The sequence below is a fragment of the Clostridium sp. UBA871 genome (genome assembly GCF_002295255.1).
Classification (GTDB): domain Bacteria; phylum Bacillota; class Clostridia; order Clostridiales; family Clostridiaceae; genus Clostridium_J; species Clostridium_J sulfidigenes.
In genome coordinates, this window is sequence record NZ_DBFV01000004.1 from 909,069 (window position 1) to 934,872 (window position 25,804).

General features: G+C 30.8%; 24 protein-coding genes, 1 pseudogene and 1 riboswitch. Of the genes and pseudogenes, 1 reads left to right on the forward strand and 24 read right to left on the reverse strand.

Features of this window, described 5'->3' with window-relative positions; translation table 11 throughout:
• Positions 1-11: 11 nt before the first annotated feature.
• The 3 genes from recG to B3086_RS10395 are packed head-to-tail and all read right to left on the reverse strand — an operon-like array spanning position 12 to position 4,102.
• Positions 12-2,045, reverse strand: a complete 2,034-nt coding sequence (gene recG, locus B3086_RS10385) for an ATP-dependent DNA helicase RecG (protein WP_346880164.1) — start codon at positions 2,043-2,045, stop codon at positions 12-14.
• 46 nt (positions 2,046-2,091) lie between these two features.
• Positions 2,092-3,738 carry a DAK2 domain-containing protein gene (locus tag B3086_RS10390; protein ID WP_346848345.1) on the reverse strand — a complete coding sequence of 549 codons (1,647 nt, stop codon included), beginning with the start codon at positions 3,736-3,738 and terminating at the stop codon, positions 2,092-2,094.
• A gap of 13 nt (positions 3,739-3,751) precedes the next feature.
• The gene (locus B3086_RS10395; protein WP_147519512.1) at positions 3,752-4,102 is read right to left on the reverse strand and encodes an Asp23/Gls24 family envelope stress response protein; all 351 of its coding nucleotides are present in this window, start codon (positions 4,100-4,102) and stop codon (positions 3,752-3,754) included.
• Positions 4,103-4,325: 223 nt separating this feature from the next.
• Here B3086_RS10395 and rpmB point away from each other — a divergent pair, with 223 nt between their 5' ends.
• Positions 4,326-4,517: a 50S ribosomal protein L28 gene (gene rpmB / locus B3086_RS10400; protein WP_035132719.1), complete on the forward strand. Its 192-nt coding sequence runs from the start codon at positions 4,326-4,328 to the stop codon at positions 4,515-4,517.
• 156 nt (positions 4,518-4,673) lie between these two features.
• Here rpmB and B3086_RS10405 read toward each other — a convergent pair whose 3' ends face one another.
• The 21 genes and pseudogenes from B3086_RS10405 to B3086_RS10505 all read right to left on the reverse strand — a co-directional run bounded on the left by B3086_RS10405 (position 4,674) and on the right by B3086_RS10505 (position 25,672).
• Positions 4,674-4,829: a hypothetical protein gene (locus tag B3086_RS10405; RefSeq protein WP_198028577.1), complete on the reverse strand. Its 156-nt coding sequence runs from the start codon at positions 4,827-4,829 to the stop codon at positions 4,674-4,676.
• A 119-nt stretch (positions 4,830-4,948) separates the two neighbouring features.
• Positions 4,949-5,584, reverse strand: a complete 636-nt coding sequence (locus tag B3086_RS10410) for a thiamine diphosphokinase (protein WP_346848344.1) — start codon at positions 5,582-5,584, stop codon at positions 4,949-4,951.
• Between the two features lies 1 nt (position 5,585).
• Positions 5,586-6,236, reverse strand: a complete 651-nt coding sequence (gene rpe, locus B3086_RS10415; RefSeq protein WP_346848343.1) for a ribulose-phosphate 3-epimerase — start codon at positions 6,234-6,236, stop codon at positions 5,586-5,588.
• Positions 6,233-7,096 (reverse strand): ribosome small subunit-dependent GTPase A, encoded by an 864-nt coding sequence (rsgA, locus tag B3086_RS10420; RefSeq protein ID WP_346893343.1) that lies wholly within the window; start codon positions 7,094-7,096, stop codon positions 6,233-6,235. The genes rpe and rsgA overlap by 4 nt, the downstream gene beginning before the upstream one ends.
• Before the next feature lie 70 nt (positions 7,097-7,166).
• Positions 7,167-9,140 carry a Stk1 family PASTA domain-containing Ser/Thr kinase gene (pknB, locus tag B3086_RS10425; RefSeq protein ID WP_346878962.1) on the reverse strand — a complete coding sequence of 658 codons (1,974 nt, stop codon included), beginning with the start codon at positions 9,138-9,140 and terminating at the stop codon, positions 7,167-7,169.
• The gene (locus B3086_RS10430) at positions 9,137-9,868 is read right to left on the reverse strand and encodes a Stp1/IreP family PP2C-type Ser/Thr phosphatase (protein WP_207656761.1); all 732 of its coding nucleotides are present in this window, start codon (positions 9,866-9,868) and stop codon (positions 9,137-9,139) included. The genes pknB and B3086_RS10430 overlap by 4 nt, the downstream gene beginning before the upstream one ends.
• A gap of 6 nt (positions 9,869-9,874) precedes the next feature.
• Complete coding sequence (rlmN, locus tag B3086_RS10435; protein ID WP_346893345.1) at positions 9,875-10,909, reverse strand: 23S rRNA (adenine(2503)-C(2))-methyltransferase RlmN; 1,035 nt, start codon at positions 10,907-10,909, stop codon at positions 9,875-9,877.
• A gap of 8 nt (positions 10,910-10,917) precedes the next feature.
• Positions 10,918-12,249, reverse strand: a complete 1,332-nt coding sequence (gene rsmB, locus B3086_RS10440; RefSeq protein ID WP_346893347.1) for a 16S rRNA (cytosine(967)-C(5))-methyltransferase RsmB — start codon at positions 12,247-12,249, stop codon at positions 10,918-10,920.
• A gap of 45 nt (positions 12,250-12,294) precedes the next feature.
• The gene (locus tag B3086_RS10445) at positions 12,295-12,990 is read right to left on the reverse strand and encodes a zinc metallopeptidase (RefSeq protein ID WP_346893349.1); all 696 of its coding nucleotides are present in this window, start codon (positions 12,988-12,990) and stop codon (positions 12,295-12,297) included.
• A 32-nt stretch (positions 12,991-13,022) separates the two neighbouring features.
• Entirely contained in the window at positions 13,023-13,967 is a 945-nt protein-coding gene (gene fmt, locus B3086_RS10450) for a methionyl-tRNA formyltransferase (RefSeq protein WP_346848338.1), read from the reverse strand.
• Between the two features lie 11 nt (positions 13,968-13,978).
• Complete coding sequence (def, locus tag B3086_RS10455) at positions 13,979-14,419, reverse strand: peptide deformylase (protein ID WP_346848337.1); 441 nt, start codon at positions 14,417-14,419, stop codon at positions 13,979-13,981.
• 12 nt (positions 14,420-14,431) lie between these two features.
• Entirely contained in the window at positions 14,432-16,654 is a 2,223-nt protein-coding gene (gene priA, locus B3086_RS10460; protein WP_346893351.1) for a primosomal protein N', read from the reverse strand.
• A gap of 91 nt (positions 16,655-16,745) precedes the next feature.
• On the reverse strand, positions 16,746-17,933 hold the full coding sequence (gene coaBC / locus B3086_RS10465) for a bifunctional phosphopantothenoylcysteine decarboxylase/phosphopantothenate--cysteine ligase CoaBC (RefSeq protein WP_346893353.1): 1,188 nt from the start codon (positions 17,931-17,933) through the stop codon (positions 16,746-16,748).
• A 61-nt stretch (positions 17,934-17,994) separates the two neighbouring features.
• Positions 17,995-18,216: pseudogene (gene rpoZ / locus B3086_RS10470) on the reverse strand (DNA-directed RNA polymerase subunit omega); the annotation flags it as partial.
• A 5-nt stretch (positions 18,217-18,221) separates the two neighbouring features.
• Positions 18,222-18,821 carry a guanylate kinase gene (gene gmk, locus B3086_RS10475; RefSeq protein WP_035132704.1) on the reverse strand — a complete coding sequence of 200 codons (600 nt, stop codon included), beginning with the start codon at positions 18,819-18,821 and terminating at the stop codon, positions 18,222-18,224.
• 1 nt (position 18,822) lies between these two features.
• Positions 18,823-19,095, reverse strand: a complete 273-nt coding sequence (remA, locus tag B3086_RS10480; RefSeq protein ID WP_035132703.1) for an extracellular matrix/biofilm regulator RemA — start codon at positions 19,093-19,095, stop codon at positions 18,823-18,825.
• A gap of 16 nt (positions 19,096-19,111) precedes the next feature.
• Complete coding sequence (locus B3086_RS10485) at positions 19,112-19,990, reverse strand: YicC/YloC family endoribonuclease (protein WP_346848333.1); 879 nt, start codon at positions 19,988-19,990, stop codon at positions 19,112-19,114.
• A gap of 250 nt (positions 19,991-20,240) precedes the next feature.
• The gene (locus tag B3086_RS10490) at positions 20,241-21,596 is read right to left on the reverse strand and encodes an NCS2 family permease (RefSeq protein WP_346848332.1); all 1,356 of its coding nucleotides are present in this window, start codon (positions 21,594-21,596) and stop codon (positions 20,241-20,243) included.
• 72 nt (positions 21,597-21,668) lie between these two features.
• Positions 21,669-21,768, reverse strand: a riboswitch (purine riboswitch).
• A gap of 86 nt (positions 21,769-21,854) precedes the next feature.
• On the reverse strand, positions 21,855-22,838 hold the full coding sequence (locus tag B3086_RS10495) for an asparaginase (RefSeq protein WP_035132697.1): 984 nt from the start codon (positions 22,836-22,838) through the stop codon (positions 21,855-21,857).
• A gap of 266 nt (positions 22,839-23,104) precedes the next feature.
• Entirely contained in the window at positions 23,105-24,583 is a 1,479-nt protein-coding gene (gene spoIVA / locus B3086_RS10500; RefSeq protein ID WP_346848331.1) for a stage IV sporulation protein A, read from the reverse strand.
• A gap of 138 nt (positions 24,584-24,721) precedes the next feature.
• The gene (locus B3086_RS10505) at positions 24,722-25,672 is read right to left on the reverse strand and encodes a M15 family metallopeptidase (RefSeq protein WP_346878610.1); all 951 of its coding nucleotides are present in this window, start codon (positions 25,670-25,672) and stop codon (positions 24,722-24,724) included.
• Positions 25,673-25,804 lie beyond the last annotated feature (132 nt).

Genomic DNA, 25,804 nt, shown 5'->3' on the forward strand with positions numbered 1-25,804 from the left:
CTCCTTTGACCTTAGTTAAAGCAAATATAACTAGTGCTTTTCTCTAAGTTAATCATTATTTCTTTAAGTATTCTTTTGTTTTCTTCATCCTTGTTATTAATAAATTTCTTAGCTTCCTGATTTGCTATTTTAAATAGTTGAAAATCCTCTGATAAATCACTAAGAATTAATCCATTTTCACCAGATTGTCTAAGTCCAAACATTTCTCCACTTCCTCTTAATTTTAAATCTTGTTCCGCTATATAAAAACCATCATTACTATTTTTCATTATGTCCATTCTCTTTTTAGTTGTTTCACTTTTTATATTAGCTACAAGAACACAATAAGATTTATGAGATCCTCTTCCAACTCTTCCCCTTAACTGATGCAATTGAGATAATCCAAACCTCTCTGCATTTTCTATAATCATAACCGTTGCATTAGGTACATTTACACCTACTTCAATAACTGTAGTGGATATTAACACCTTAATGTTTCCTTCTTTAAATTCACTCATAATTAAATTTTTGTCTTTATTACTCATTTTACCATGGAGAATGGCGATTTCCATACTTTTAAAGTAAGTTTTTTTTAGTTCTTCATATAATGCTGTTACAGAACTTAATTTCATATCTTCATTTTCTTCAACCAATGGACAAACTACATAAATCTGTCTTCCTTTTTTTATCTCCTCTAAAGCAAAGTTATATATTCTCCCCTTTTCCTGAGTAGATAAATAATAGGTATCAATGGGTTTTCGCCCTGGTGGTAAAGTATCTATTATCGATACTTCTAAATCTCCATAAAGATATAAACATAAAGTCCTTGGAATAGGTGTAGCACTCATTACAAGTACATCAATATCTTCACGCTTATTTCCAAATCTAGTTCTTTGACCAACACCAAATCTATGCTGTTCATCAGTTATTATAAGTCCTAAGTTTTTAAACTGGACATTATCTTCTATCAAAGCATGAGTACCTATTATTAAGTCTATCTCACCCTTTAATAACTTTTCTTTTATAAGGTTTTTATTTTTTTCTGTGGTACTACCTGTTAGTAACTCTATGGTAATATTAAAATCCTTAAAGACTTTTTCTGCCTCGTAGTAATGCTGTTTTGCCAATATTTCTGTAGGCGCCATCATGGCACCTTGATATCCATTCATAATAACATTAAAAAGGGCAATAAAAGCAACTATAGTCTTACCACTACCTACATCTCCTTGAACTAATCTATTCATAGGACTAGGTTTCTTTTGATCTCTTAATATTTCTCTAACAGTTCTAGTTTGTGCATCTGTTAACTGAAAAGGCAACTTATCCTTTAAAGCTTTCAGATCCTTCGATATGGAAAAGGAGATTCCCTTAGAATTAATACTTCTATTTTTTAAGGCCATAAGCTTTAAAGAGTATGTAAATAACTCTTGAAACTTTAATCTTTTTCTTGCCTCTTCTAATAACTTTAAACTTTTAGGATTATGTATATTTCTTATAGAACTATCCAAAGACATAAAATCATGTTCATCCAAAATTGACTTTGGTAAATTTTCTTTTATTTTTACTGTGTTTAAAGTTTCTGTAACAATTTTATTTAAAAAAGTATTAGAAATATCGTCCCTTAAGGGATATCTTGCCATAATATCTGTACTCTCTGTAGTAGTATTCCTCATTATGGTTCCATTCTTAATTATAAAATCTCTACCTTGTTTCTCTATAATGCCACTTATAACATATCTACTGCCAATTCTAAAACTACTTTTCACATAGGGCTGATTAAACCATATTCCCTTAACTAATCTTCCCTTATGAATAAATCTAATGGTTGTAAGTATTTTGCCTGTTTTTGTCCTTATGTCAGGTAAAATTCTCTCCACTCCAACCTCTAAAATTATCTTCCCCTTAGAATCCACTTCATCTAAATCTTCAACAATAAAGATACTCTCATAATCCCTTGGAAAGTATAACAATAAATCTAAAATACTATATATTCCACATTTACTCAATTTCTCAGCCATTTTAGGCCCTACACCTTTAATTGCTGTAACACTACTATAAATATTCACCTTATCAACTCCATATGGCTAACATAGAAAAAAAGCCCTAAGGCTTTTATTCTACTGATGTAATAAAATAGTATAATGGTTGCTCACCATTAAAACATTGAACATCCATGTCTGGATATGCTTCTTCTAATTCTGATACCAACTGGTTAACCTTATCCTCTTCACAGTCTTCACCATAGAATATAGTAATAAGCTCGCTATCTTCATTTACCATGTTTTCTATAAGCTTTTTACATACAGCATATACATCCTGACCTATTTCATTTATTTTTCCTTCTAATAATCCTAGAATATCTCCCTCTTTAATATGTCTACCATTGTCTTCAGTATCCTTAACCGCATAGGTTACAGAACCAGAAGTAACTGTTTCTATAGTTTCATTCATAGCTGCTTCATTTTCTTCTGAAGAGCCATCTGGATTAAACATAGTTATAGCTGTAATTCCTTGAGGGATAGTTTTTGTAGGAATTACTATAACCTTTTTGTCTTCTATTAAATCTACAGCTTGTGTAGCTGCCATTATTATATTTTTATTATTTGGAAGAACAAATACTACCTCAGCATTAATTTTATTGATGCTATTAACTATATCCTCTGTGCTAGGATTCATAGTCTGACCACCTTCAATAACCTGATCTACGCCAAGATCTTTAAATATTGAAGAAATTCCATTACCTCTAGCTACAGTTACGAAACCATAAGCTTTAGGATCCTCTTTTACTTCTTCCACTACTGCATCATTGCTACTTTCATCTATTCCTAATAAAGATCTGTGTTGTTCTCTCATATTTTCAATTTTAATTTTTGAAAGATCTCCAAAGGTTACTGCTTTAGATAAAACTGCTCCTGGATCATTAGTATGAACATGAACCTTAGTTATATCCTCTAATCCTACAAGAACTAATGAATCACCTTGAGATTCAAGGAAATCTTTAAATTTGGGTATATCTTTTACTTCATTAAGTATGATAAACTCTGTGCAGTATCCAAATTTAATATCTTCAGGAGCCATGTTTAGCTCTGGAATATCATAATTATTTTCTGATTCACCTTCTAAATCATTAATTAAAGAAACTTCACTTTTATTTTTTAGAACTTCTAACATACCTCTTAATATTATTAATAATCCCATTCCACCAGCATCTACTACCTTAGCTTGTTTTAACTGTGGTAACATTTCTGGAGTCTTATCAAGCATCTTTTTACTTTCTTCACATACTTCTTCAAATAATTCAACTATGTTTTCAGCTTCACTGCAGATAGCAGCTTCTCCTGCCGCTCTAATTATAGTTAAAATCGTTCCTTCTGTTGGTCTCATAACTGCTTTATAAGCAAAATTTGAGCCTTCTACAAAAGAATTCTTAACTTCCTCTATAGTTGCCTCCTCTGCATTTTCAAGACCCTTTGCCATACCTCTTAGAATCTGAGAAAGAATAACTCCAGAATTTCCTCTAGCTCCCATTAAAGCACCCTTAGCTAACCTCTTAGATACTTCTCCTATACCCTTATTCTCTAAACCTTCTATTTCTCTAGCTGCAGCCTTAAAGGTTAAAGACATATTTGTTCCTGTATCTCCATCAGGTACTGGGAATACATTCAAGGAGTTTACATATTCTTTCTGCTTCTCTAATGCATTTGAAGCACTTTTTATCATATTTGAAAAATCACGTCCATTAATCTGTGTATATGCCACTTTATGTTCCCCCTTAAACTCTAATGCCTTGAATATTAACAGTAACTTGAGAAACCTTAACACCTGTAAGATTTTCTAAATTGTATCTAACTGTTTGTATTATATTATTAGCGATTACTGCAATTTTAGTTCCATATTCAACAATTATATATAGTTCTATAGCTATAGCATTCTCTTTTTGAGTTATTTTAACTCCTTTTGCTAGGTTTTCAGCTTTTAATAATTCCCATAAACCATCCTTAGCATTCTTTAAAGCCATGCCAACAACTCCATAGCATTCCATGGTTGATACACCTGCTATATTAGCTATTACATCTTCAGAATAGTATATATTTCCTATTTCAGTTGTTATATTAGCTTTCATAATCAATTCCTCCTTAATTATACCTTATAAACATTTTATATTAACTTAAGATTTAATTCAACTAATATAATTATATATATCATTGAATTTTATTATAACAATATGTATAATAAAATGGTATGTGTTTATTTTTCTTAATACTTGCAACAATCATAGTAATTATGTTAAAATAACTTGTGTTTGATTTATAGCAGTATGTTGAAATTTTGAGGAGGTGTAATATATGTCAAGAAGATGTGAAATATGCGATAAAGGTGTAGTTTCAGGAGTACAATTCTCTCACTCTCACCGTCAATCAAAAAGAAAATGGGCTCCAAACTTAAAAAAAGTTAAAGCTATAGTTAACGGTTCACCTAAGACAGTACACGTTTGTACTAGATGCTTACGTTCTGGTAAGGTTCAACGTGCCGTTTAATTGGTAAAAAAAATGCAACTACCTTTATAGTTGCATTTTTTTATGTGCAAAATTAATAACTATGTTTTTTTCTTACAAAAATTTTAACTATTTTAGATAAAAACTTAGGTAGTTTAATTACTCTTATAGTCACCCTTTAACCTCCTTAACCAATTGTTAGCAAAACTTATTCATTATAAACCATCCAGCACATATAATGGCACAACCTATGGCTACCATCCACCCCCAAAATGGAATTAGCATAGCTAATACTATCCCTGCTCCTACAGAACTAACAATAAGTCCCAACCTTTTAGTTGTCCTACTCCTCATACTTACTTCCCCCATAAGCCTTTTTAGTATCATTATATGTATTGACGTAAAAAGTGGTACATAAATAAAAAAATTACAATCATCAATTGTAATAATGACTGTAATCCTATATTTTAAATTTATATTTTATGAATTCTCACTACTATAAGACATCCTTTAGAAAAAGTTATGCTAACTTTTTCCTCCTCAAACTCATTAGATACAGTGAGATTGTTTCCTTGTGCTAGTTCAAAATTCTTTAATTTATATTTGACTCCCTCTATAGTTAAATCATGGGTATCTTCTAAATAACTAAATAGAGAAAATATATCCCCTTTTTTCCCAAAGATATTTGTAGGTTTATCTATAAGATAGATTTCATTATACTCATCTATTATACGACAATCTATTGATTTTTTTAAACCTTCATTGAGAATACATAAATTTGCATAGAAATGATCAATTCTCTTCCCCGTACATCCTAAAAAAATTATTTCTGTAGCTCCTAACTCCACTGCCTTATTAAAAGCTATATGACTATCTGTATAATCCTTCTCCTTTGGAAATCTAATGGTTTTAGAGCTATTACTTATTTCTATATACGTTTTTTCATCAATAGAGTCAAAATCCCCTAACAAATAATTTGGATGTATTTCATGATTTAAAAGAACGTTAGCGCCTCCATCAGCTGCTATAATTATAGACTTTTCATTTATATATTTATCTAAAATCTTTTTACTTGGAGGATCTCCTCCTCCAACTATAACTGCTTGCATACTAAAACCCACTTTTTATATTACTTATATTTTTTTCTATTTCATTATTTTTGAATACTGCTGAACCCGCTACTATAGAATTAGCTCCACATTTTATAACTTTACTAACATTGGTTGCATCTATGCCACCATCTACTTGTATATATAATTCTTTATTATATTTATCCTTTAACTCTTTAACCTGTGATATTTTATCTACTGAATACTCTATATATTTTTGACCTCCAAATCCCGGATTAACTGACATGATAAGTACCATATCTAAATCTGGAATTAAGTTTTCTATCATAGAAACAGGAGTACCAGGATTTAATGCTACTCCAGCTTTAACTCCTAAGCTTTTAATATATTTTATAGTTCTGTCTATATGTCTATCAGCTTCATAATGAACTGTTATCATATCAGCTCCTGCATCTACAAAATCCTTTACGTATCTAGCTGGATCTTCAATCATTAAATGTACATCGAAAACTAAGGTTGTAAGATTTCTTATGGGTTTTATAACAGGCACTCCAAAGGATATGTTAGGTACAAACATACCGTCCATAACATCTATATGGACCCAATCCGCTCCATATTTTTCTATTTCTTTAACCTGTTCTCCTAACCTTGAAAAGTCTGCTGACAATATAGATGGTGATAATTTTATCATTTTCTATTCCCCCTACTAATAATTTCTTCTAATGTTTTTATGTAGAATTCATATCTACTTTTATTTATTTGTCCAGATTCTACCTTTTGTTTTACTATACAACCTGGTTCTTTATAATGAACACAGTTATTAAACTTACATCCATCTTTAAACTCTTCAAATTCTGGAAATAGATGTTGTAGTTCTTCTTTATCTATGAAATCTAATTCCAAGGAAGAAAATCCTGGTGTGTCAACTAAAAATCCATCTTCTATCCTTATAAGTTCACTATGCCTAGTTGTATGTTTTCCTCTTTTTAGTTTTTCACTAATATCACCAATTTTCATAGCATCTCTACCTAAAACTTTATTCAGTATAGTAGATTTACCAACTCCAGAAGGCCCACAAAATACAGTAATATTCCCCTTTATCTTTTCCTTTAACTGTTCTATGCCAACACCATGTTTTCCTTGTACATACATTATTTCATATCCAGCTTCATTTAACATATTACCTATTTCCTTGCTATAATCACTTTCAATGTCCATTTTATTAAAGCAAATAATAGGTACTACATGATTATACTCACATAAAACTAGAAATTTATATAATAAGCTTAAATTCAAATCTGGATTCTTACTAGTAACTACTACAAAGGCTTGAGTTACATTAGCAACGGCAGGTCTTATAAGTTGGTTTTTTCTCTTTAATATTTCCGTTATAACACCCTTCCCATTTTCTTCTTCTATGATTACCTCATCACCAATCATAGGAGTTTCACCCTTATGCCTAAATTTTCCTCTAGCCTTACACTCTATAACTTTTTCTTCAACATCTACATAGTATAATCCACCAATTCCTTTAACTATTAAACCTTGCATATATTCCTCCTAAATTTTAACTAATCCTTAGGCAAGTTTAAAACTTACCTAAGGATTATTAACTCATTGGTTAAGGTTCTTTATCTTCGTCATCATCGCCGCCTATATTAGGGGCTTTTATTTGAGCTATAAGATTTATAGTACTTCCTTTATCTAACTTATTACCTTCAGGTACATCTTGACTTATTATAAGACCTTTTCTATCTCCTGTAACAGTTATTCTAACTCCAAGTGAGTTAGCCGTTGCTTGTGCATCTTCAATGGTTCTTCCAATAAAATTAGGTACTTGAACCTTGCCTTCATTTGGATCCTTATATTGATAATAATTAACACTTATTTTTTCATTTTCTTGTACTGAAGTGAGAGCAGGTTCACTTTGGTTGAATATCTTTCCATCTCTACTTTTATCATCAGTTATTACTGCAGTAGTAGGTCCAAGTTTTAGATTTACTACGGCTAATACTTGCTCTGCTTCTTTTAGTGTTAATCCAATGAGATCTGGTACTTGTGTCTTCTTAATCTTAGAACCTTTACTTATAACTATATCTACTGTATCACCTTTTTTAACCTTAGTCTTTGCTACTGGATTGGTACTTATTACTGCACCTGCTTCTATTTCTTCAGAATAGTCTTCTGTTATCTTTCCCACCTTAAGTCCTTGAGTAACTATATGGTCTTGGGCAACACTTTTACCCAGTTTCACAACATCTGGTACCTCAATCTCTCCTGGTCCTGTACTAATCCTTACTCTAACTTCACTTTCTTTTTTTACTGCAGTACCTTCTGATGGAAATACTGCAATTATAGTTCCAGCTGGCTTATCACTAGCTTCCTCTCCTAAGACTACATAAGTTAATCCTAACTTTTCTACAGCATCTTTAGCTTCATCTGCTGTAAGTCCAATTATCTTTGGAACCTTTAATTCGTCTTTTTTAACATTGGTGTTACCTTTATTATATATACTAGTACCTACAAATACACCTAAGAGAATAGTTAATAAAAGAGCCCCTCCAACTATTAATACCTTTTTCCAAGTGCTAGTTTTTCTTTTTTCGCCATCATAATCTTCATAATCCTCGTCTTCTTCCTCTTCTTCCTCATCATCCATATCCTTATTGGTTAATTTCTTTCCAAGGTTGCTGGCATACATAGTATTTTGAATTTGGGTTGCATCCATTACTGTAGTATAATCATTATCCATATTTGATGGTGTTACTATATACTTATTATTATTCTCTATTCTCATTAAATCTATTAACATATCTGTTACATTATTATATCTTTTTATAACTTCCTTCTGGGTAGCCTTAATTACCAAATTATTTAGACTATCTGGTACTTCAGGAACTAAAACCTTAGGAGGCACAATAGTATCTTGTATATGTTTAAGTGCAACCGCTACAGCACTTTCTCCATCAAATGGAACTCTTCCTGTTAGCATTTCATATATCACAATTCCAAAAGAATAGATATCTGTTCTATTATCAACTATCTTTCCTTTGGCTTGCTCAGGAGAGAAGTAATGTGCAGAACCAATAACTTTATTAGTATGAGTTATTGTATCAGATGAAGTAGCTTTCGCTATTCCAAAATCTGTAACCTTAATTACACCTTCTTCATTTATTAATATATTGTGAGGTTTTATATCTCTATGGATAATTTTATTTTTATGAGCGCATTCTAAAGCTTTCGCAATTTGTATTGAAATCTTTAAAGTTGAGTCCATAGAAAGAGGTGCATTTTCTCTTATGTATTCTTTTAAAGTTTTTCCATTCACTAATTCCATTACAATATAATTAATATTTTCTTCTGAACCCACATCATAAATATTAACTATATTACTATGGGAAAAGGTTGCTGTAGCTAAAGCTTCTCTTCTAAATTTCTCCATAAATTCACTATTATTAGAGTACTCTGGCTTTAGTATTTTTATTGCTACAAATCTATTTAAAATTCTACATTTAGCCTTATATACTACTGCCATACCCCCTTCGCCAATCTTTTCTATGAGTTCATATCTATTTCCTAACATAGTTCCTATCATCTGCACTCCCACTCTCCTTTAAAAATGATGATAGAAATATTATCTCTTCCACCATTTTTCTTACTCATGTTTATTAGTTCCATACATTGATTGCCATTATAACCTTGTAAAACTCTAAAAATATCCTCCTCACTTACTTCATTAGTAAGTCCATCACTACAAAGAAGAATTTTAGAAACCCCTCTTATATCTAAACTGTAGTAATCTGCCGTCACTACTGGATTAGTTCCTAAAGCTCTTGTTATAACATTTTTATTAGGATGATTCTTAGCTTCCTCATTAGTTATTGTTCCATTATCTAATAGTTCTTGTACCAATGAATGATCTTTTGTAACCTTAACAAGCTGTCCATCCTTTAAAATATATCCTCTACTATCTCCTATGTTTACCATAGTTAAGTTATTTCCTCTCACAAAAGCTCCCACAAGAGTAGTTCCCATTCCATTACAACTTTCGTTTAACAAGCTTTCTCTATATATTTTTCTATTAGCACTTAGGATTGCCTCATTTAAAATTTCCTCTTCTGACCTATCCTTTTTATGATTAATTACATATTCAATAATGGTATCTATAGCAATCTTACTAGCAACTTCACCAGCATTATGCCCTCCCATACCATCGGCTATTACAAAAATACCGAAATCTTCTTCTTCATAGTAACCAACAGAATCTTCATTAAAAGTTCTTTTATTTCCAACATCCGTTTCTATTCCTAACAATCTCCCCATTAAAAACTACAACTCCCTTTTTTCTATATAACTTTTTCTCAGCTGACCACAAGCAGCATTTATGTCTAAACCCATTTCTTTTCTAACAGTAGTTTCAATCCCATGTTTCATTAAAATATCTCTAAAGCACTTAACTTGCTCCTCATTTGATTTTTTTAAATCATTTTCATCTATTTCATTTATTGGAATTAAATTTACATGACATAACATACCTCTTATTAATTTTACTAATTGCTCAGCTTGCTCTTTAGAGTCGTTTACCCCCTTTACTAATGCATATTCAAAGGTAATTCTTCGACCTGTTTTATCAATATAATATTTACAGCTATCAATAAGCTCAGCTATAGAATACACCTTAGCAATAGGCATAGTTTTCACACGCAACTCATCATTAGGAGCATGTAATGAAATTGCTAGTGTTATCTGTAAATCTAAATTTGCTAAGATCTTTATCTTAGGCACAATTCCACATGTAGAAAGAGTTATATGACGTTGTCCTATATTAAGTCCATACTGAGAATTTACATCCCTAATAAATTTTACAACATTATCATAGTTATCTAACGGTTCTCCACTTCCCATAAGTACAATATTTGAGATTCTCTCCCCAAGTTGTTTTTGTGAAACCATAATCTGACCTAACATTTCTCCACTACTTAAACTTCTAACAGCTCCTCCAATGGTTGAAGCACAAAACTTACAACCCATATTACATCCTACCTGAGTTGATATGCATATAGAATTTCCATGATTATACTGCATAACCACTCCTTCAACTATATTACCATCATGTAAAAGAAATAAATGCTTGCGAGTATCACTATTTTTAGAACTATATGTTTCTACTATTCTAGGTATTCCTATAAAAAAATTTTTTTTTAATTTTTTCAAAGTATCTTTAGATATGTTAGTCATATCTTTGAAGTCCCAAACTTCATTATAAATCCAAGAGAATACTTGTTTAGCTCTAAATTCTTTTTCACCATTTTCTTTCATCCATGATTTAAGTTCTTCTATATCTAAATCTAATATATTTTTCATTTCTACTCCTATTTATTTCTACGAATTTTTGCTATAAAAAATCCATCCATATATTCATTAGGCAACACTGTTACAGAACCCTTTTCGTCATAGACCAGATTTTCCACCTGTCCAAAGTTTAAAGGTTCTACACTAAAATCTTTAAAATTACTTAAAAACCAATTTATATTTCCTTGATTTTCTACTTTATTTATAGTACAAGTTGAATATAAAATTATTCCATCTGGTTTTACATATTTAGCTGCATTCTTCATTATTTCACGTTGAACTGTTATTAAAGATTTTAATTCTCTCTCTTTTTTTGTATATTTAATTTCTGGTTTTTTTCTTATTATTCCTAGGCCAGAGCAAGGTACATCTATAAGCACTCTATCTCCCACCGCAATTAATTCTTTGCATTCTTTAGTAGCATCTAATATATCTAATTCAATGTTTGTTAGTCCTAATCTTTCACTATTACATCTTATAAGTTCTAGCTTATGATCATAAATATCAAAAGCCTTAACTATACCTGTATTATCCATTATTTCAGCTATATGAGTAGTTTTTCCTCCTGGAGCACTACATAAATCTAATATAGTCATATGCTCTTTTAAATCCATACTAGGTGCTACTAGCATAGCACTTTCATCTTGAACTGTGATAGCACCTTTCTTAAACAGTGGATTTTCCTCTACACTCTTCCCTCTTACGATTCTTATGGCTTCAGGACATATAGATCCCTCTTCTACGTTGTAAGCATTTTTTTCCAACTCATGAAAAACCTGTTCAAAATCTCCCTTTGTGGAGTTTACTCTAACTGTAACAGCAGGTCTTTTATTAAGCCCATCTAGTATCTTTTCTCCAACTACCTCTCCATATTGCTCAATAAATAATTTTACCATCCATTGAGGAAAAGAATATGAAAATGCTAATCTTTCATTAATATTTTCTTTATTATAATAATCTTTATTCTTATTTCTTAAATAACTTCTTAATACACCATTTACTAATTTGGAAGCTCCCACAGACACATTAGCTTTAGCTAAATTAACGCCCTCATTTACTGCTGCAAACTCAGGTATTTTATCTAAATATCTAAGCTGATATATACAAACCCTTAATAAATTTAAAATATATTTATCTGTTTTGTCAAATTTTTTTTCTAAAAAAGTCTTAAGTATTTTATCAATTGCATACCTATATTTTATAGTACCATAAACAAGTTCTGTAGCTAATGCTTTATCTTTATCTCCAAGATTACATTGACTAAGGTTGTTGTTTAAAACAATATTGGAATAAGCCTTATTTTCAAAGACTTGCATTACTGTATTTATTGCTACTTCTCTAGCACCTATCATTCATATCATCCTATCTACGATTTCTAGTGTTTATCCATTTTCCTACTAATCATTTCTATTTCTTATAGCAATGAGTCTTAAAAGCTGTGCAATAGCTGTAACTGCTGCTGCTACATAGGTTAATGCTGCTGCAGTCAAAACATTTTTAGCTCCCTTTACTTCATCTTCATAAAGTATATTCCTTGCACTTAATATGGCTACAGCTCTACTGGATGCATTAAACTCTACAGGCAGTGTAACTATCTGAAAAAGAACTGCTGCTGAGAATAATATAATACCAAAGTTAACTAATGGAGTAAAAGACATTACAATTCCAATAAAGAATAATATCCATGAAGCTTGGGAGCCTATATTAGCAATTGGTACTAAAGCTGTTCTTATTTTAATTGGTGCATATCCTTCTTTATGTTGAATAGCATGACCTATCTCATGGGCAGCTACACCTATAGCTGCCAGTGATGTACCGTTGTATACATCTGTTGATAATTTTACCACCTTTTTACTAGGGTCATAGTGATCTGTAAGGTGACCCCCTGTAACTAATACTGGAATACCAAAAAGTCCGTAGGCATCTAATATCATTCTAGCTACTTGACTTCCAGTATATCCATTTCTACTATATACTTGTGAATACTTTGTATAACTACTTTTTATTTTCATCTGCGCCCATATTGAAATGATAAGAGCTGGTATAAGAATAATCATCGTTCTGTCAAAAAAACTTCCATAATAATATCCCATATATATTTCTCCTTATTTTATTTAATTAATTTTTACTCTTCTTTTGAACTTTTTAATAATATATTATCTTCAATAGAATTTCCTTTTATATATTCTTCTACTCTTAAAGGCTTTTTATTAGGAAATTGAACCTTAGTTATTAATATATTATTATCTTCAGTTGAAACCAACATTCCTTCTTTATCAACTTTTAAAATAGTCCCTGGAGTTTTAGAAGACTTCTCGTTAGTAAGTCTAGTTTCAATTACCTTCATAGGCTCATCTTTATAATAAGTATAAGCTATTGGAAAAGAGTAAAGTCCTCTTACAAAATTATGTATGTCTTTAGAACTTTGATTCCAATTAATCTTTGCCATCTCTTTATTCAGCATACTGGCATAACAACTTTCACTTTCTCCTTGCTTTATTGGAGTTATCCTGTTATTATAAAGGCCTTCTATAGTTTCAATTAAAAGCTCAGCCCCACTGTTCATAAGTTTATCATGGAGCTCTGCAGTAGTCATATTTTCTGTAATCTCTACTTTGTTCTTTAACAACATATCTCCTGTATCTAAACCAATATCCATTAGCATGGTGGTATTTCCGCTTTCCTTTTCTCCCTTCATAATAGCATAATGAATTGGTGCTGCACCTCTATATTTAGGAAGTAATGAACCATGAAGGTTTATACATCCATATTTAGGTATATCTAAGACTTCCTTAGATAGAATTTGACCAAAGGCTACAACTATTATGAAATCTAAATTCATATTTTTTAATTCTTCTATTAAACTTTTTTCATTTTTTAATTTTTCTGGTTGATATACTTTTATATCATGGTTAAGTGCTACCTGTTTTACTGGTGACATTGCCACAGATTTTCCTCTTCCTTTAGGTCTATCTGGCTGAGTAAGTACTGCCTTAACTCCATATTTTTCAATAATTGCTTCTAAGGATGGTACTGCAAAATCTGGTGTACCCATAAATACTATATTCATCTTCATACCTCCTATTTCACTGTCTTATCAGTATATAATATTCCATTTAAATGATCTATTTCATGACAAAGAGCCCTTGCTAGAAGATCCTCCCCCTGAATTTCAATAGAATTTCCATCTCTGTCTTCAGCTTTAACTTTTACATATTTGGGTCTTATAACATTTCCTTGTTTACCTGGTACACTTAGACATCCTTCTACATCTTTAACTTCACCATTAGCCTCAACAATCTCTGGATTAATAAGTATTATTGGTCCATCACCAATATCTATAACCACCACTCGCTTTAAAATACCTACTTGTGGTGCTGCAAGACCTACTCCATTAGCTTCATACATAGTATCTAGCATATCATCAATTAATATTTGTGTTCTTTCATCAATATTTTTAACTACCTTACTAATCTTCCTTAAAATTGGGTCTTCATTAATTCTTATATTTCTTAATGCCATAATCATTCTCCCTTACAGTAAATTATTTGGATTTATATCAATACCAATTCTTATATTTTTATAATTAATCTGTTCATAGACTAAATTTTTTATATCCATAGCATAATTATCATCAAAATCACCTTTAATTATAATTTGCCATCTATACAAACTTTTTATTTTAGAAACCCCACAAGGACATGGTCCTAATAACTCAATTTTATCACTTCCATAGTTTTTTATCCTTACTTTATCTGCTAAACTTTGTATACTTTTTATTAAATGTTCCTCATTTTCACTACTTAAATTTATACACAGAATCTTAGAAAAAGGTGGATACTCCCTTAGCTTTCTAATAATTATTTCTTCTTCATAAAAACTTTTATAATCATTTGCAGCAGCATAAACTATACTATAATTATCTGGATTATAAGTCTGAAGTATTACCTTTCCAGCCTTATTCCCTCTACCTGCTCTCCCAGCTACTTGAGTTACTAATTGAAAAGTCTTTTCTGCAGCTCTATAGTCCGGTAGATTTAAAGACAAATCTGCAGCAATTATTCCTACTAGAGTTACTTCTTTAAAATCCAAGCCCTTAGCAATCATTTGAGTACCTATTAACACATTATGCCTTTTTGCAGAAAAGTCTTTATATATTTTTTCATAAGAATCTTTTCCCCTTGTAGTATCAAAATCCATTCTAAGAGGTTTACTATCTAAAAAGGTCTTTCTAACACTATGTTCTAATTGCTCTGTGCCTACTCCAAAATATTTCACATATTTACTTTTACATTTTGGACAAGTTTTTAATGCTCTTTGCTTTGCTCCACAATAGTGACAAGTTAAATTGTTATCATTATGATAGGTAAGAGAAATATCACAATTATCACACTTAAATACGTAACCGCACTCTCTGCAAGATACAAAAGTAGAATATCCTCTTCTATTTAAAAACATTATGGCTTGCTCTTTTTTTTCTAAACATGCTGTCATTTCTTCATAAAGTCTTCTACTAAACATAGACTTATTTCCTTCTTTTAGCTCTTCTCTCATATCCACTATCTCTATAGTTGGAAGATTAGCTCCATCGGCTCTGTGATTTAAAGTAATTATATCATATTCACCTTCTGTAGCCTTATAATAAGTCTCAATGGAGGGTGTAGCAGATCCTAACACCACTTTACATCCTTCAATTTCAGCTTTTAAACTAGCTATATCTCTTGCATTATATTTGGGGTCACTATCTGATTTATAGCTAGTTTCATGTTCCTCATCTATAACAATAAGACCTAAATTAGAAAAAGGAAGAAAAATTGCAGATCTAGCACCTATGGCTACTTTAACATTTCCTGTTTTTACTCTCATCCATTCATCAAATCTCTCACCTATAGATAACCTACTATGAAATATAGCAATATCTCTTCCAAACCGTCCTTTAAACCTTTCAACCATTTGAGGAGTTAAGGCAATTTCCGGAATTAATATTATAGAATCTTTATTTTTTTTAATCATCTCTTTTACTAGGTTCATATATATCTCAGTTTTTCCACTACCAGTTATACCATGAATAAGAAATTTATTACTACTACTTTGGGATAATATAGTATCAACACATCTTTGTTGAATTGAATTTAATATTTTTTCCTCATATTTTTTATATACATTTTCATTATACCTATTAACTATAGTTTTTTTAACATCTAAGAATCCATTCTTAATTAATGTATTAATCCTAGACAAAGAAAATTTAAACTCACCAGTAAGTTCTGTCTTATTATAAATTCCATTATGTTCTCCTATAAAACTCACAATATTTATATATTCTTCTTTACTATATTTTTCTGTTAATGGTCTACCAATAATTACACTATTTTTAGTTTTAAAGGTTGTTCCTTTAGTTATTCCACTGGGAATCATAACTTTTATACATTCTAAATAAGTACATAAATACTTCCTTCTCATTATTTCTATAAGACGTATATTATCCTCCGTAAGAAATTCCATACTGTCATCTATATCAACAATTTCTTTCAATTTAGTATTATCATCTATATCATAAAATATATCAACTATAAATCCATATATTTTCTTATTTCCATTTCCAAAGGGAACTGTAACCATTCTGCCTTTTTTTACTTTACCATATAAGCTTTCAGGCACCTTATATGTAAATATTTTATCTACTTTTACAGCTTCATTATTTACGATAATTCCTAAATACACTTTTAGCCCCCTTCTAGAGGTGTCTACCTCCATTCTAAATTAGCTATTAACCATATCTTCTTTTTTAAACCCATTAGATATATTATATAAATAAATAATAAAAAAAGCGACTTAGTCGCTCTTTTTATTTATTGTTTAAAATCATATTAAAAAGCTCATGTCCAACTAATCTTTTACTCATATTATCAAGAGATATTTCTTTCCCATCTCTATTTATAACAGTAACCCTATTAGTATCACTTCCAAAGCCTGCATTACTTTCAGTTATATTATTAGCTACAATATAATCAAGATTTTTCTTTTTTAGCTTTATGTGAGCATTTTCTATTACATCGTTACTCTCAGCTGCAAATCCAACTAAGATTTGGTGTTTTTTCAGGGTTCCTAGTTCCTTTAGAATATCGTTATCTCTTTCTAGTTCTATATTTAAATTACCTGGTCCCTTTTTTATCTTCTTATCTGAATAAGTCTTAGGTTTATAATCGCTTACTGCTGCAGATTTAACCACAATATCACTAGTATCAAATTCTGCTTTAACTGCCTTTAACATTTCTTCATTGGTTTCTACTTTTATGATTTTAACTCCTAATGGTGCTTTTATACTGGTAGGACCACTGACAAGAACCACTTCTGCTCCCCTGTCTCTAGCCTCTTCAGCAATTGCATATCCCATCTTACCAGTAGATCTGTTAGTTAAAAACCTTACTGGATCTATATTAGCTCTAGTAGGTCCTGCTGTTACTAGCACTTTTTTACCTACTAAGTCCTTTGGTTCATGAAGATGTGATAAAACCACTTCTGCAATTTCTTCTGTGTCAGCAAGTTTTCCATTTCCTACATCTCCGCAAGCTAATCGCCCACTACTAGGATTTATAAACTCATACCCATAACTTTTCAATTTTTTAATATTTTCTTTAACTATGGGATTGTTATACATATTAGTATTCATAGCTGGTGCAAAGATTACCTTTGCATTAGTAGCCATAATAGTAGTTGATAACATATCATCAGCAATGCCATTTGCTACTTTACCTATAATATTTGCTGTAGCTGGAACTACTACTAGTACATCCGCTTTTTTAGCTAAAGATATATGCTGAATTTCAAAAACCTTAGGTTCATCAAACATATTCTTTATTACTGCATTTTGACTTAATGATTGAAAACTTAATGGAGTAACAAACTCACAAGCTGACTTTGTCATAATAACGTCCACATTTATATCTTTCTTTTTCAATCTGCTTATAACATCTAGAGCCTTATAGACTGCAACTCCACCTGTTACTCCAATAACTACATTTTTCTTACTCATCTAAATTTGAGCCTTCTTCCGCTTCTTCATTTACTAGTTCAACTTCTTGAACCTTAGTAAACTTATCATCTGCCTCTCTAATTTCTATAATCCCTTGTTTAACTTCATTAATAGCAATAGTTAATGGCTTTGCACCTACGCCTTGTACTTTTGGCTCTTCACCGTCAATTATTTTTCTTGCTCTTCTTGAAGTAGATACTACTAATGAATATCTGTTATCCACTTTTTCTAATAATTCCACAATAGATGGATTAATCATTGAATTGCTCTTTGAATTACTCATATCTTTTAGAACCTCCCTAATAGCTCATCTTTAATTTTAAATACTCTACATTTTTCAGCGACTATTATACTTTCAATTTTTTTAACTGCATCTTCAACCTTATCATTTACAACGGCATAGTCATATTTAGATGCAAAGCTTATTTCATCATAAGCACATTCCATTCTAGTCTTTAATGACTCTGGAGTTTCGCTTCCTCTATTTGTTATTCTATTCCTAAGTTCTTCCATAGATGGAGGCATAATAAATATAAATATTCCTTTAGGATATGAAGATTTAATTTTTAATGCACCTTGTATATCTATTTCTAATATTACATCCTTACCTTCTTCTAACATCTTTAAAACCTCAGATTTAGGTGTCCCATAAAAGTTACCATAAACCTCTGCATATTCCAGAAAATCTTCTTTATCAATCCTATTTAAAAACTCATCTCTCTCTATAAAGAAATAATTTACTCCTTCTACTTCACCTTCCCTTGGCTTACGCGTAGTGCAAGATGTAGAAATCCATATTGGACTTTTTTCAATTAGCGCCTTACATACAGTCCCTTTGCCTGCTCCTGATGGTCCAGATATAACTAATAATTGTCCTTTACTTCCCATATTAATCCTCTACCTCATCTATAGCATCATCACCTTTAGATGACAATCTATGTGCTACTGTTTCAGGCTGAACAGCAGATAGTATTACATGGTCACTATCAGTTATTATAACTGCTCTAGTTCTTCTACCATAGGTAGCATCTATTAGCATACCCCTATCTCTAGCTTCTTGAATTATTCTTTTTATAGGCGCTGATTCTGGACTAACAATAGCTACTAATCTATTTGCTGAAACAATATTTCCAAATCCAATATTTATAAGTTTTATACCCATGCCCTACCTCCTAAATTTATTCTATGTTTTGAACCTGTTCTCTAATCTTTTCTATATCACTTTTTATATCAAGTGCTATATTAGTTAATTCCAAATCGTTAACTTTAGATGCAATTGTATTTGCTTCTCTGTTCATTTCTTGAACAATGAAGTCTAGCTTTCTACCTATTGGCTCTCCTAGTTTAAAAGTTTTGATGACTTGCGCAACATGGCTTTTAAGTCTAACAATTTCTTCATCAACACAGGATTTATCAGCTTGAAGAACTACTTCCATAGCAATGCGATTTTCATCAATACTTTTTTCTGCTAAAATTTCTTCTACTTTCTTTAGAAGTCTTGCTCTATACTCTTCTGTAACTTCTGGCACCCTTCTATTAATTATATCAACATTACTTGAAATACATTCACATCTCTTTGTAATATCTATCAAAAGTTTTTCACCTTCTTGTTGCCTCATGGACACAAGATTGTGTACTGCCTCTTCTACTGCTGGTAATAATATCTTCCATGTTTTTTCTAAATCTTCTTCCTTTTGTTCTAATTTTAGAACTTCTGGAAAACGTGCTAAGGTTGTAGCAGAAATATCATCCCTTAAATCATACTTATCCCTTAAATTATGTAATGCCTCCACATAATTTTCAGCTAAACTCTCATTTACCACTACAGACATATCCTCGTTAGCTCCTTGATTTTGAGTAATAAATATATCTACCTTTCCCCTTTTAATCTTGTCATTTACATATTTTCTTATACCATCTTCTAAAGATATTAAAGTTCTTGGCATTCTAGCATTAAGCTCAAAGTATCTGTGATTTACTGTCTTTATTTCCACAATAAAACTAGATGCTTCGCTCTCTGATGTACCTCTTCCAAATCCAGTCATGCTTTTTATCATATACAACGCACCCTTCTAGACCTTCTTAAATTCTTTATTTATTATACATAATGTATGTGGCTTATTTCAACCCATAAACAAAAGAATTTTAAAGAAAAATGAAATATTCTTTAGAAAACCTTAGAAAAACCATTATAATTTAAAATATTCACTCTATAAATAAGGGACATAAGCTNNAGCTTATGTCCCTTATTTATAAATTAGTTCAATAACATCACTGATATTAATAAATATACATTTAAAACTTTATTTAACCAAAGATTATTTTTAATAAGAATATTATTGCTAGAATATATACAACGAAAGATACTTGTTTTCTATCCTTAGCTTCCCTAGTTGTAATATTAGCTATTAGGTTTAATATAGCATAAGATAACATTCCTATCATTAATCCATCTCCAATACTATATGTCATAGGCATTAATGCTATAGTAAGGAACGCTGGTACACCTTCAGTGAAATCAGAAAAATCTATATTTTTAACTGATTCTATCATGAAGAACCCTACAATAATTAAAGCTGGTGCTGTTGCACAACCTGGTATAGCAACAAATAATGGTGATAAGAACATAGCAAGTAAGAATAATATTCCTGTAACTACTGCTGAAAGACCTGTTCTAGCTCCTGATGCAACTCCAGCAGAACTCTCTACATAAGTTGTAACTGTAGATGTTCCTACAAGAGCTCCAAAAGTTGTTCCAATTGCATCTACTAGTAATGCCTTCCCTGCATTTTTAACTTTACCATCTTTATCTATCATTCCAATCTTTGATGCTACTCCAACTAAAGTTCCAGCTGTATCAAAGAAGTCTATAAATAAGAATACAAACACAACTGAAATAAATTCTGATATAGTTCCCGCATTAGTGAATACTGAGAAATCTAATTTACCTGCAATAGGTGCTATAGATTCAAACTTTAAAATACCTTTTGGTAAATATATTCCTGCAGCTGTAGCAGCTTCTGGTGATAAAGCAGCATATATCCATGCAGCTATAGCACTAGCAGCCATTCCCCAAAGTATTGCACCTTTTACATTTTTTTTAGATAAAATTACTATAACCATTACACCTAATATTGTAATTAACGCTGTTGGACTTACTAAGCTACCCATGGTTACCTTTGTAGCTTCACTTCCAACTACTATTCCAGCATTACCAAAACCTATAAATGCTATAAATAGTCCAATACCTGCAGTAACTGCATATTTTAAGTTAGTTGGTATACAATTTACAATAGCTTCCCTAACCTTTGTTAATGATAATAAAATAAATATAATTCCTTCTACAAATACTGCTGTTAACGCTATTTGCCAAGATATCCCCATTTCCATTACTACTGTATATGCAAAGAATGCATTAAGTCCCATGCCTGAAGCTAATCCTAATGGTAGATTAGCATAGATTCCCATTAAAATAGTAGTAACACCAGCTGCTAGGCAAGTTGCTGTAACAACTGCTCCTGGATTCATTCCAACACCAGGATCTCCTAATATGTTAGCATTAACGGCTATTATATACGCCATAGTTAAGAAAGTTATTAATCCACCAACAACTTCCCTCTTTACATCGGTACCATTTTCTTTTAACTTAAAAAATTTTTCCATAATACTTGTCCTCCTATTAATATGTATTATTGCAAAAAAATAGTCACTGGATAAGAATCCCAGTGACAGTTTTTTTAACATAGGAATTCTCATAGTCGGATTTTATCGGTATCCGGTAGAAACATCTAATCCATCGCATTAGACCTATATGAAAATTAGTGATTATTTCTTTTTACAAGATTATAATATCAACTTTATATACCTATGTCAATGATTTTTACGTATATTAATTTTATTTTTATTTATAATGTTCGTATATTAATAATGTCCTTTTTCAAACACTTCTCTTATTTCGTCTAAATTCCTTGTTTTTCCCAAGGCTAAAATCATCTTTATTCTAGCCTTTTGCCCTGGCATGCTATCCCCAAATATAACACCCATATTTCTTAATTGTTTTCCTCCGCCTTCATAACCATAACTATCTAGAACTCTCCCCTTATAACACCTGGAAACTATAACTACTGCCACACCTTTATTTATAGCCTTTTCTACAGAATTAGCCATTAACGGTGGAATATTGCCTCTCCCCATAGCTTCAATTACTAATCCCTTAGCACCTTGACTAACACAATAATCTATAAGTGTTCCATCCATTCCTGCACAGGATTTAATAAGCTGAACATTATTTTCTATTACATCAGTATTTATATATTCCTTTGTAGTGCTTCCTCTATAAAACCTTACTTCATTACTGTCAACAATACCTATTGGCCCAAATTCTGGACTTTGAAACGTATTAAGGTGCATAGAGTGAGACTTTGTAACCTCACTAGCACAATTTAGTTCATTATTTAAACATACAATTACTCCACGATTTCTTGACTCTTTAGATGTAGCAGTACAAATTGATGCTGCTAAGTTAGCAGGTCCATCGTATCCTAGCTCAGAACTATTTCTCATGGAACCCGTAACTACTACTGGCTTTTCACTATTTATAGTTAGCTGTAAAAAATAAGCTGTTTCCTCAAGAGTATCTGTTCCATGGGTAACTACTACTCCATCTACATCTTCTCTTTCTAAAAACTTCTTAACATAATTTGATAATTCCATCATTATATCTGGGGTCATATGAGGGCTTGGAAGGCTAGAAAATGTATATGATTCTACTTCTGCATAGGATTCAATACCTGTTACCATAGACATTATTTCTTCACCTGTTAAATTAGGCACCGCTGCTTTTATTTTTTCATCTACCTTCATAGATATAGTTCCACCATTAAATATTACTACAACTTTACTCATACTTTATGTACCTCCAAAATCTTTATTATTTACAATCCAAAATAAAAGTTCAATTACACTTAACTTGTTTATAATCAATTTTAATTATATCTCTTTATCAAGGGCATTGTAAATGTACCTTATCCATTATAATCATTCCAATGAAATCTTTTACATAATTAAATATATTACAATGTTTAGAATTATACAATAAAAAATATAGTTTTGAAATTAATATTAATTTCAAAACTATATTTTTGAATTTAAAGAAAATGTCTTAACATTCATTAGATAATTATGCAGATAAGTCCACCATTTCCCTCATTAATAATTTTCTGAAGGGTTTTTTGAAGTTTAATTTGCACATCTTCAGGCATTTTGTAAAGTTTATTTTGAAGTCCTTCTTTAACTAATTCTTCTAAAGACTTTCCAAACATGTTACTTTGCCAAATTTGTGAAGGATCATTTTCAAATTGCTCTAAAATTGATTTGTAGAACTCTTCACTTTGTTTTTCACTACCCATTATTGGTTGAATTTCAGTTTCAATATCAGCTTTAATTAAATGTAATGATGGAGCTGAGGCTTTTAGTTTTACTCCATATTGATTACCCTTCTTAACAATTTCAGGCTCTTCTAGTTTCATTTCAGTAAGCTGTGGTGCAACTAATCCATAACCTGTCTCATTAACTTCTTTTAATGCCTCCTCAACCTTATCATATTCTATTTTAGCCTTGTAGAAACTCTCCATAATATTTAATAAATCATTTTCATTTTTTATATTAGTATTACAAATCTCTCCAAGAATCTTATAAAATAATTCATGTTTTGGATTAATATCCACGCAGGAAGTACCTTCTCCCATGTTCATTTCTTTAACTTTTATGTCTGATAAGAATTCAATTCCTTTAAAGGCATCAAGACATCTCTTAACATCTCTAACTTTATAGATATCTTTACACATGGCTTTTAGAATAGTCATTATGTTTACCTTTAGCCAATGAGATGAATTTAAACTCTCCATCCACTGAGGCATATCAATATTTATTTCTTTTACCGGGAACTCTCTTAGAACTGTATCAAATATTTCTGTAATCTCATTATTTCCTATATTCATTACATCCATAACTTTTACAGGAACATCATACTTTTCTTCTAGTTCCCTTCCTAGTCCTTTACTCTCTTCTGAATTTGGATTTACAGTGTTTAGAACTATTATAAATGGCTTATTTATCTCTTTAAGCTCCTTTATAACTCTCTCCTCAGCATCTACATAATCCTCCCTATCTAAGCCTGTGATACTTCCGTCTGTAGTTACAACTATACCTATTGTAGAGTGATCTGTTATTACCTTCTTAGTTCCTATTTCTGCCGCTTGCTCGAATGGAATTTCATAATCATGCCATGGAGTAGAAACCATTTTAGGTGCATCAGCCTCTGTATAGCCTAATGCATTCTTTACTATATATCCAACACAGTCAACCATTCTAACTTTAAATTTCACTCCGTCCTCAAACTGAATTTCTACAGCCTCATTAGGAACAAATTTAGGTTCTGTAGTGTGAATAGATTTTCCTGATCCACTCTGTGGCAATTCATCTTTTGCTCTGTCCTTCTTATGAGGATTTTCTATGTTAGGTATAACCATTAGTTCCATGAACTTTTTAATAAAAGTAGATTTACCTGTTCTAACTGGTCCAACTACCCCCACATATATATCCCCTTGAGTTCTTTCTGCTATATCTTTATATATATCAAAATTTTCCAAGGCTACCCTCCCGCAACTACATATTAACATTATATATATATTGATATAGAATTAATATTATGCATTAATAAAATAAAAAAGTTCCCCTTTTTATTTTCAAAGGAAAACTTTTAATACTTGATAAGTTTTTAAATTAAATTATTCACTTTTAGCATAACTAAGTAATTCTTCTAATGTTAAGTCCTTATTGTGACAAAGTTTACTAATTGTTTTATTTCCAACATATCTATAATGCCATGGCTCATATTTATAACCTGTTATATCTTCTTTAGTCTTAGTATACCTTAAAATAAAGCCATACTTATAAGCATTTTCTAGAACCCAAGCACCTTCTTTGGTATTCTCAAAGGATTGATTTAAATCAAAGGCCATATCTCTGCTAGTAATATCAATAGCTAATCCAAGTTGATGTTCACTTTCACCAGGTTTTGCTACATATTCACTATGTTCACTGTCTTTATTTTGAATATCCTCATTGTAGATATATGTCTGAGAATCATATCCTCTAAATCCATTACTTAAAAATAAATTAATACCTTCTTCTTGAGCATCATAAAACATCTGCTCTAAATCTTCAATCATAGTTCCACTAACTAGGTTTTTTTCATTACTTCTTTCAGATACTAAGTTGATATTCGGAATAACTAAATTACCTGGCATATACTCCTTAGAAAGTAAATTTTCTTTGTTTACCAATGTATATAATCCTGTCGTATCACTATTAATAATATTTTTTATTTCATTTATCTCATCCTTTGTTAAGGTAGCGCTAACTGTAGAGTCATTTAAATCAGGTACTTCTTCTAAATCGTTATACTCATGTTCATTAATACTATTGCCCCTAGAAGGTGTTGTTTTCCCTTGGCTATATTTAGAAGTTTTATTCTCATAATCATTGTTGAATATATTAGCTGTATTAAGGACTTTTGAATCTTCCTTTAACACAAGTCCGATCATTATACCCACTAAAAATAACAACCCAATAATTATTGTAGTTCCATTATTAAAACCTGATTTCTTTTTATAGAAAATATCTTTTCTTTTATAAAATGCATTTTTTTTCTTTGTATAATTTTTATTATTTAACATACGTTTTTGTTAGCCTCCTACCTTTATCTTCAATTTTTCATTGAAAATAAAATTAATTCTCATCTATCTAACCTTATATCATTATATCAAATATTAAGATATTATCAAAATAAAATATTTTAATTAAATAAA